Below are 8,515 nucleotides of genomic sequence, written 5' to 3' on the forward strand. Positions count from 1 at the left end.
CTCGCCGCAGGATTTGAACGGGTATTTTGAAAGGGTTTTTGGTATGGATTATTTCTTTTCCGTGCGCGGCCGATCTGGTGATGGCTATTCTGACAGTCTGGGCCGCGCGAAATATCTGGCGGTTCCGGGATCAGTGAACAAGGTGAGCCGCGCCCATGAAATAAAAAAGACCAGTTGGTTCAAGAAAGTTCAGGAAAAGGCTGGGGCAAAGCCACCGCTGAAAGGGCATATCGTGGTCTTTGTACATGGCTTCAATACAGAACAATATGACATGCTGGAACGCCACCGTAAGATCCGCAAAGGTCTGGAGGCACAGGGTTTCAAGGGAACTCTTGTCAGTTTTGACTGGCCCAGTGATGGATCCGCGCTGGGCTATTCATCGGACCGGCGCGATGCGCGTCTGTCGGCGGACCGTCTGTTTCAGGACGGCATAACCCGGTTGTCGGCCATGCAAACCGAGAATTGCGACTTCAATGTCCACGTTCTGGCGCATTCCATGGGCTGCTTTTTGCTGCGCGAGGCCTTTGACTATGCGGATGATGATCACAAAACCGCACAGAAAAGCTGGACCGTCAGTCAAATTGCCCTGGTGGCCGCGGATATTTCGCAGAAGTCGATGATTGATGGCAGCTCGAAATCATCGTCGTTGCTGCGCCACAGCACGCGGGTGACAAGCTACTACAGTCCTTTTGACGATATTCTCTCGATCTCCGAGGTCAAACGGATCGGCGTCAGCCGGCGCCTGGGCCGGGTCGGTCTGCCGGATGCGCATTCGGAAAAAGCGGTGAACCTTTATTGTGGCGCGTATTTCAAACAGAACCGTGAGACCTTTGGCGATGCGGTTGGCATGTCTCACCGCTGGTATTTTGAATCACAGCGTTTCTACGAGGATCTCTACCATACGTTCATGGGCAAACTGGATCGCGACGTCATTCCGACTCGTGGCCGCAGCGACCAGGGCAATCTTGCTTTGACGTGACCGAAGGCGCGTCTGGGGCGGTTTCAGGGGAGATTGCTGCGGGCTTATGGCTTGCTTTCGTGTGCGCTGTGCCTGTGCCTGTTCTTGGGCCTGTGTCCGTATCCATATCCGTGCCCGGAACTGGGTCATAGCCATCTCCACCCAGGGGATGGCAACGACCGATACGGCGCGCCGTCAGCCAGGCCCCCTTGAGGCCCCCGTGTTTTTCAAAGGCTTCCAGCGCATAGGCAGAGCAGGTGGGCTGATACCGACAGTTGAATCCAACCCAGGGCGAAAAGAACAGCCGGTAGGCACGCACTGGCAGGGCCAGGAGATGGGCAAGCGGGGTCATTGTCATAAGGCCTAGATAGGCTTTGCTGCAGGCGTGATAAAGGGCTGGAGAAGAGAATTGCTCAGATTTGCCGAAATGGCTCTTTGGCGCCCACCGTCAGCCGTGGATCTTTTTCACCGCATAGGCCAGGTCACGTTTGAGATCTTCGAAGTCGCGCGCGGCAGTTGCTTCAGCCCGCCCGATGAGAACATAATCCCAACCCAAATGGCCGATCTGTGGCAAGACCATGCGTGCAGCTTCGCGCAATCGACGCTTTGCGCGGTTGCGGGCCACGGCGTTGCCAACTTTTTTGGAACAGGTGAACCCGACCCGAATCCCTTCGGCTTCTCCCTCTTTGCGTTTTCGGCCCTGCACCATCATGCTTTTTGTGCCCTGACGGCGGGCGCGGGCGGCAGCAAGAAATTCACTGCGCTTGGAAAGAACCAGAAGCGGAGCCGGTTGCGGGACCGGTCTGGCCTGGGGGGCAGGGGGCTCTGCGCAAACAGAAACCGCCGAAGGCTGGTTCCCATGGTCAGCTGTGCTGTCCTCAGGGGCCTTCGGCGGTGTCATATCTGTCAATCCTTGAAGCTGTGCGCTTATGCGCTCAGCTCCTTGCGGCCACGTGCGCGGCGTGCGTTGAGGATCTTGCGGCCTGCCTTGGTGGCCATGCGCGCACGGAAACCGTGGCGACGTTTACGAACCAGGTTCGAAGGCTGATAGGTGCGTTTCATCGCTCCGGTCTCCAATTTCTACATCGGGCAAGCGGAATCGCCACCCGGGGGGTCTATCTCGAAGCCCGGTCATTAGAAGGGATTCTCTGCCAAGTCAAACCCTGCGGCCTGTCTTTTGGCATTCGGGCGCAACATTTTTGTCAAAAACCGCAGGAAATGGCCCAACTAGCCTGCCATGCACGTCCTGAAATGTTGCAGATTTCGCCGTAAACCATCGAAACCTCACAAAATGGAGGCTATCAGATCAAGGCCCCGTGATGAAACCCTGCAATGGCTCGCACAGGGGCTCATTTCAGCGTAGCACGCTATGGGCGCTTTTAGGTGCCAGGAGATTGGCAGCAAACTGGCAGCCCTACACACCACCAAAGCCTACAGAAAGGCCCACAGATGAGTAAGACGACAGAGACATCTAAATCGGGCCTAAGCCGACACCTGCCTTTGATTGCTGTTGTGAGTGTTGCGCTGATTGGGGCGATAACCCTGAAAGACCACCTGACTTTCGACACCCTGCGCGACAATCGCGAGGCGCTGATGGCGTTTCGGGATCAGAACTATCTGGGGCTCGCTGCCATTTTTGCCGGAGTTTACATTCTCATTGTGGTGTTTTCCCTGCCGGGTGCTGCGGTGGCATCGGTCACTGGCGGATTTCTGTTCGGGCTGTTCTCCGGGACAGCGCTGAATGTCGTTTCGGCCACAATTGGCGCGTCAGGGATCTTTCTGGCGGCGCGCTGGGGGCTGGGCGAAATGCTGACGGCCAAGCTCGAATCGGCGGAAGGCCGTATTCAGATGCTGAAAAACGCCCTGCGCCAGAACGAGGTCGAAGTGCTGCTGTTGCTGCGGCTGGTGCCTGCGGTGCCATTCTTTGTGGCCAACCTGCTGCCGGCCCTGGTGGGGGTGCGCTTTGGCAATTTCCTTTGGACGACGGCGCTGGGCATCATTCCAGGTGCGATTGTCTTTACCTGGATCGGCGTTGGCGTCGGCGAGGTCTTTGATCGCGGCGAGGATCCCGATCTGTCGCTGCTGTGGGAGCCGCATGTGATTGGCCCGATCCTTGGGCTCTGCGTGCTGGCAACCATGCCGATCATTGTCAAAACCCTGCGCCCAAAGAAAGAGAGCTGAGTCATGAGCCCTATCAAATGTGACCTTCTGGTGATCGGTGCCGGATCGGGTGGCCTGTCTGTTGCCGCCGGGGCCAGTCAGATGGGGGCCGATGTTGTCCTGCTTGAGGGCCACAAGATGGGGGGCGACTGTCTGAACTACGGCTGCGTCCCCTCCAAAGCGCTGCTGGCCAGTGCCAAGGCGGCCTATGGTCAGGCGCATGCCGCATCTTTTGGTGTCGCTGATCAGGTACCGCAGGCGGATTACGCAGCTGCCAAGGACCATGTGCAAAATACTATTGATGCCATCACGCCGATGGACAGCCAGGAGCGGTTCGAAGGTTTTGGCGTGCGGGTCATTCGCGCATTTGGCAGCTTTATTTCCCCAACAGAGGTGCAGGCCGGTGATCATGTGATCCAGGCGCGCCGCGTGGTGATTGCCACCGGGTCGTCGCCGTTTGTGCCGCCGGTGCCGGGGCTGGAGACTGTCCCCTATGAGACCAATGAAACTCTGTTTGATCTGCGCGAGCGCCCCGACCATCTGCTGATCATCGGCGGTGGCCCCATTGGCATGGAGATGGCGCAGGCGCATATCCGGCTGGGGTGCAAGGTCACGGTCATCGAGGGCGCCAAGGCGCTGGGCCGGGATGATCCGGAAGCCGCAGCTGTGGTGCTGGATGCGCTGCGCGGCGAGGGCGTCGAAATCGCCGAAGACGCGCTGGCGGCCGAAATCAGCGGCGAAGCCGGGGCGATCGAGGTGAAAACCAAAGACGGTCGCAGCTTCACGGGCAGCCATCTGTTGATGGCGGTCGGCCGAAAGGCCAATGTGGATCGCCTGAATCTGGCCGCAGGCGGGATTGAACCCAGCCGCGCTGGCATCAAGGTTGACGCCGGGCTGCGCACCAGCAACCGGCGGGTTTATGCCATAGGTGATGTCGCGGGCGGGCTGCAGTTCACCCATGTGGCGGGCTATCATGCCGGGGTTATCATCCGCTCAGTCCTGTTTGGCCTGCCGTCAAAGGCGCAAGACTTCCATATTCCGCGCGCCACCTACACTGATCCTGAACTGGCACAGGTCGGGCTGGCCGAGGCCGAAGCCCGTTCAAAATATGGTGCAGCGCTGGAACTGGCGCGGTTTGACTATCATCATAATGACCGCGCTCTGGCCGAGTTGAAAACCAAGGGGTTTATCAAGGTCATGGTGGTCAAGGGACGTCCCGTTGGGGCGACGATTGTCGGTCATCAGGCGGGGGAGTTGATTTCATTGTGGTCTTTGGCATTGGCGAATAAGCTGAAGATGAGTCAGGTTGCTGCGATGGTGGCACCCTACCCGTCGATTGGGGAGATCAACAAACGTGTCGCTGGGGCTTATTTTTCGCCAAGGCTATTTGATAGCCCCTTCGTCAAACGTGCTGTGCGCTTTGTTCAGCGCTGGATCCCATAGACGGGAAGGGCCTGTATGCTGAATTCGCTTTCGGGTCGGTTTCTGGTTCTGACCACGGTCTTTGTGATGCTGGCTGAAGTGCTGATCTTTGTGCCGTCGATCTCGCGCTTCCGACTCGACTATCTCTCTGAACGGCTGGAACGGGCGCAGATTGCCTCGCTGGCGCTTCTGGCTGACGATATGCTGGAAACAGAGCTCGAAGCAGAACTGCTGGAAAACGCCGGTGTTTACAACGTGGTGTTGCGCCGCGACGAGATCCGGCAGTTGATGCTGTCTTCCCCTATCCCGCAGGCGATTGCCGGGACTTATGATTTGCGCATGGCCAATGCCTTTACCCTGATCGGGGATGCGTTCCAGCAACTGGCCAGTCCGGAAAACCGGATCATCCGTGTCATTGGCGCTCCGGTGCGCGATGCCGGACTGCTGATAGAAATCACCATCGAGACCGCGCCATTGCGGATGGCGATGATCGATTACGGCGTCCGTATCCTGTTGCTCTCGGCGGTGATTTCGATCTTCACGGCCCTGTTGCTGTTTGCGGCGGTGCGAGTGTTTCTGGTGCGCCCGATCAAGGGCGTTGTCGGCTATATGCAGCGCTATGCTGCCGCGCCTGAGGATGCGCGCGGGATTATCCAGCCCAATGCTGGCGTCAGTGAGCTGCGCGAGGCCGAAGAGGCGTTGTTGCAGCTGCAAACCGAACTGACCCATGCGCTGCGGCAGCGTGAACGTCTTGCCCAGCTTGGCGGTGCGGTGGCGAAGATCAGCCATGATCTACGAAATATTCTGACATCCGCGCAGCTGTTTACCGACCGTATCGAGATGAGCGAAGACCCTCTGGTGCGGCGTCTGGCCCCTAAGCTGGTGAACTCCATCACCCGTGCAGTGTCGCTGTGCGAAGGCACCCTGGCCTTTGGTCGCGCCGAAGAACCGGCTCCGACCTTTGCGCATGTGCCGCTGTGTGAGCTGGTCAATGATATTGTCGAAAGCGAATCTCTGGCTGCCACCGACACGGAAGTGTCGATTGTAAACGCTGTGCCCAAGGGGTTGATGCTGCGTGGTGATGCGGAACAGTTGTTCCGCGTGGTGATGAACCTGGTGCGCAATGCCCGGCAGGCCATCGTTTCAACCGGGCAGTCGGGACAGGTGACAATATCTGCCCGTGATGAGGATGATGCCTGGTGGATAACGGTTCAGGACACTGGCCCCGGATTGCCCAAAAAAGCCCAAGACAATCTGTTCACACCTTTTCAGGGTGGCACCCGCAAGGGCGGCAGTGGCCTGGGGCTGGCGATCGCGGCAGAACTCATTCGCGGTCATGGCGGGGTGGTTGCTCTTGGTGAAACGGGACCAGCGGGGACGATTTTTGAGATCCGATTGCCCAAAGGGGATGGCGCGATCTGAGCGCGCAACGACTTGTTGACGGGCTGATGTGACAGAAAGGTGAAACTAATCTGTTTTTGGGGTTGCGCCATTCGTTCCCTGAGACTAAACCCCGCCGCAGTGGACCGATAGCTCAGCTGGATAGAGTACCTGACTACGAATCAGGGGGTCGGGGGTTCGAATCCTCCTCGGTCCGCCACTTCCCCTCTTCAGATTTCACGATCCGCTGCTTCGAAAACAGGCATTTCGCAAAACAGGCTGCAGCAGTTGGGCTATTCGAACTTGTCGCTGATTTGGCAGTTTTTCCGGTCCGTCGAAACTGTTTTCACGCCTTGTTTTTCTGTCGACGCGCCTTGAAAGCTGCGCCAAAGCGAAGGGCGCGGTCTTCTTGATTTCGATCCCGCAAGTGCTGCTGCATCGTCTGCTTATAGAGGTAGATCTCTTTGCGACCACGAATGAGCTGGGCAAAACTCGTGGGGGTCAAGTGGTCCGTGATTGCAGCGGTCATGATGTCTTTCAGGCTGTCCATACGGCGCAGGGCAAAGGCGGATTTATGACCGCAGCCCGGGGCATGCAGGCGCATCACAGTGTCTGCCGATAACCGTTCTGCATGCAGAGCATCCTGGGTGACAAAGGGGTCGTAAATCACATAGGCCTTTTGCGCAGTCTCCAAACCCTTGGCGGCGTCCGAATAGGGCAGCGTCCAGTCTTGCACCTGGCCTTTTCGGAACCTAGTTTCCCAGGGCACGATTGCGGTGTCGAGGCTGCTTTGAGGACTAAAGGCGATGACCACGGCGCCGGGAACCAGTTGGGAAAAGGTCAGGGCTGCAAAGCCGCCCATGGAGGTGCCGCAAAAAACCACACGTTTGAAGCGCGTAAACAACCCGGTGTCACGCAGGGCTTCCAGCCGGGAAATGAGCTGCGCATCCCGGTACCACAGGGGCCCCTTTGAAAACACGCTGAAATGGCTCCAACCCTTGTCGGCGACGAATTTGCCAGCCCAGGGTTCGCGTGCAAGGTGCCGCCCTCCCGCATCCGAGAGGTTGTCGAAGGTGACGACCAGTATATCGGGGTCGCGTTCCACAAAAAGCAGTGCGTGATCTGTTAGTTTCTCGTAAAAACCGTTGCGCTCCCCCCCGGGGAAAATCTCCTGATACCATCGCGGTGGTCCGTCGACGTCGGTCTCGTTGCCTGACATGATGTGCTCCTCATGCGGCACTGCGCACAGCCATATTTTTTTCGAATATGCGTGATTTGAAAAATGTTCTCAAGAGGGCGACAGGCAACTGCCGACTGAACGTGGCTGCGGCTTGAAGTGCCGGAAGCAGGTCGGATATTTGGTGCTTTCCAAATGCATCATTTTTGGGCGCCGGACCGTAAAATTAAGAGAAAAATAGACTTTGGTGACTAACTATCCGGTCAGATCTTATGAAGTTGAGCGCGGAGTACGGCATTGTTTTTCAAGAAGAAGTCTCAGGATGATATTTCAGGGCACGGGATGGACAAGGTGATCGCGGATATGATCGATCGCACTCAGGCCACCATCCAATTTGATCCAAAAGGCACTATTTTGACGGCCAATGGCAATTTTCTGGCTGCGATGGGCTACGCATTGGAAGAGATCAAAGGCCAGCATCATTCCATTTTTGTTGAAACTGACATTCCCCAAGTAGAACGTCCTCCCGCCCACCTTGCCGCTGTTCTGCGCTCCTATCAAGCCTCTTGCACCCATGGTGCCGTTGTTCGGGCATCTGACGCGCGAACTGCGCCCGATTTCCGGTCTCGGGGGCGAGGTTGATCCGGATATTGGTCTGACCGACCCCCGTATGGATAGACCGGTTGAGCCGCTTTTGTTCAGGTTTTATGATTAACGATGTTGTCATTAGGGAACCGGCGGTGCGCGCAGCCGATGTATGGCCGCAAGGATGCGGTTGAACAGATCGCCGCTGACAGCCACCTCGGCCAGTTGGAAGGTGATTGCACGGGCGTGACGCACAACCCTCGCACCAATCTTGATCAATCGCGTCTGCAGGCTTGTCAGTGACCAGTCGGCTATCTCATCAGGTAGATCAGTGCCCTGTAGGAAGGCACCGATATTGTAAGCCAGTGCATGGAGTTGCAGCCGCACCTCGTTCTGCGCCATGCCTTTGCAGGACAAACGGGTCCAGTTGATCGCCTGCTTGCCTTCCTTGATGTATTGCTCGGCGGTGCCGCGTTGGTTGTAGAAGCGGATGATCCAGTCGGGTTCCATCGGCATGTTGGTGACCACGAAGCCCACGCGCGGGAACAACTCGCTGGGATGCCATTCCACCTTGGCGATGACACGACGAGGTTTGTCCCAAGATGCCGCCTGATATTGGAAGTCGCCGTAGATGCGCTTCACGCCTTTTGGCGGACGACCCACAGGGCGCTTGAGCAGATGCGCAATCTTGCCCTGAAGAACGCGATTGGCCCGAAGGCGGATGGCGTAGAAATAGTTTTCCAGTTCCAGAGTTTTGTATAGCTCCGGGATGGCGAACGCAGCATCCCCCCGGAAGAACCGCATCAGGTGACGATCCGCATATCGCGCGATGA

The 8,515-nt window shown here is 57.5% G+C and carries 10 protein-coding genes, 1 tRNA gene and 1 pseudogene; 7 read left to right on the forward strand and 5 right to left on the reverse strand.

Annotation, left to right across the window (positions count from 1 at the left end; all coding sequences use genetic code 11):
- Positions 1 to 43: 43 nt before the first annotated feature.
- Complete coding sequence (locus PH5382_RS17765) at positions 44 to 979, forward strand: alpha/beta fold hydrolase (protein ID WP_058335733.1); 936 nt, start codon at positions 44 to 46, stop codon at positions 977 to 979.
- 115 nt (positions 980 to 1,094) lie between these two features.
- On the opposite strand, the pseudogene yidD reads toward PH5382_RS17765, so the two are convergent.
- The 3 genes and pseudogenes from yidD to rpmH form a co-directional block, all read right to left on the reverse strand.
- Positions 1,095 to 1,310, reverse strand: a pseudogene (yidD, locus tag PH5382_RS19560) (membrane protein insertion efficiency factor YidD); the annotation flags it as partial.
- A 96-nt stretch (positions 1,311 to 1,406) separates the two neighbouring features.
- A complete protein-coding gene (gene rnpA, locus PH5382_RS17775; protein WP_058335735.1) occupies positions 1,407 to 1,859 on the reverse strand; it encodes a ribonuclease P protein component in 453 nt (150 codons plus the stop codon).
- Between the two features lie 26 nt (positions 1,860 to 1,885).
- Complete coding sequence (rpmH, locus tag PH5382_RS17780; RefSeq protein WP_008554144.1) at positions 1,886 to 2,020, reverse strand: 50S ribosomal protein L34; 135 nt, start codon at positions 2,018 to 2,020, stop codon at positions 1,886 to 1,888.
- A gap of 387 nt (positions 2,021 to 2,407) precedes the next feature.
- Here rpmH and PH5382_RS17785 point away from each other — a divergent pair, with 387 nt between their 5' ends.
- The 4 genes from PH5382_RS17785 to PH5382_RS17800 all read left to right on the forward strand — a co-directional run bounded on the left by PH5382_RS17785 (position 2,408) and on the right by PH5382_RS17800 (position 6,140).
- Positions 2,408 to 3,139: a TVP38/TMEM64 family protein gene (locus tag PH5382_RS17785; protein ID WP_058335736.1), complete on the forward strand. Its 732-nt coding sequence runs from the start codon at positions 2,408 to 2,410 to the stop codon at positions 3,137 to 3,139.
- A gap of 3 nt (positions 3,140 to 3,142) precedes the next feature.
- Positions 3,143 to 4,561, forward strand: a complete 1,419-nt coding sequence (locus PH5382_RS17790) for a dihydrolipoyl dehydrogenase family protein (protein WP_058335737.1) — start codon at positions 3,143 to 3,145, stop codon at positions 4,559 to 4,561.
- A 15-nt stretch (positions 4,562 to 4,576) separates the two neighbouring features.
- A complete protein-coding gene (locus PH5382_RS17795; RefSeq protein WP_058335738.1) occupies positions 4,577 to 5,962 on the forward strand; it encodes a sensor histidine kinase in 1,386 nt (461 codons plus the stop codon).
- Positions 5,963 to 6,063: 101 nt separating this feature from the next.
- Positions 6,064 to 6,140: transfer RNA gene (locus tag PH5382_RS17800), tRNA-Arg, on the forward strand.
- Positions 6,141 to 6,266: 126 nt separating this feature from the next.
- On the opposite strand, the gene PH5382_RS17805 is transcribed toward PH5382_RS17800, so the two are convergent.
- The gene (locus PH5382_RS17805) at positions 6,267 to 7,139 is read right to left on the reverse strand and encodes a hypothetical protein (RefSeq protein WP_058335739.1); all 873 of its coding nucleotides are present in this window, start codon (positions 7,137 to 7,139) and stop codon (positions 6,267 to 6,269) included.
- Positions 7,140 to 7,460: 321 nt separating this feature from the next.
- Here PH5382_RS17805 and PH5382_RS20345 point away from each other — a divergent pair, with 321 nt between their 5' ends.
- Together PH5382_RS20345 and PH5382_RS20055 are read left to right on the forward strand one after the other, a co-directional pair.
- On the forward strand, positions 7,461 to 7,739 hold the full coding sequence (locus PH5382_RS20345) for a PAS domain-containing protein (protein WP_156414959.1): 279 nt from the start codon (positions 7,461 to 7,463) through the stop codon (positions 7,737 to 7,739).
- The gene (locus PH5382_RS20055) at positions 7,672 to 7,812 is read left to right on the forward strand and encodes a hypothetical protein (RefSeq protein ID WP_156414924.1); all 141 of its coding nucleotides are present in this window, start codon (positions 7,672 to 7,674) and stop codon (positions 7,810 to 7,812) included. The genes PH5382_RS20345 and PH5382_RS20055 overlap by 68 nt, the downstream gene beginning before the upstream one ends.
- Positions 7,813 to 7,823: 11 nt before the next feature.
- Here the strand turns inward: PH5382_RS20055 and PH5382_RS17815 are convergent.
- Positions 7,824 to 8,515: IS1380 family transposase (locus PH5382_RS17815; RefSeq protein ID WP_156414925.1), on the reverse strand; the 692-nt coding region annotated here is incomplete at its 5' end.

Source organism: Phaeobacter sp. CECT 5382 (assembly GCF_001457775.1).
Taxonomy (GTDB): Bacteria; Pseudomonadota; Alphaproteobacteria; order Rhodobacterales; family Rhodobacteraceae; genus Pseudophaeobacter.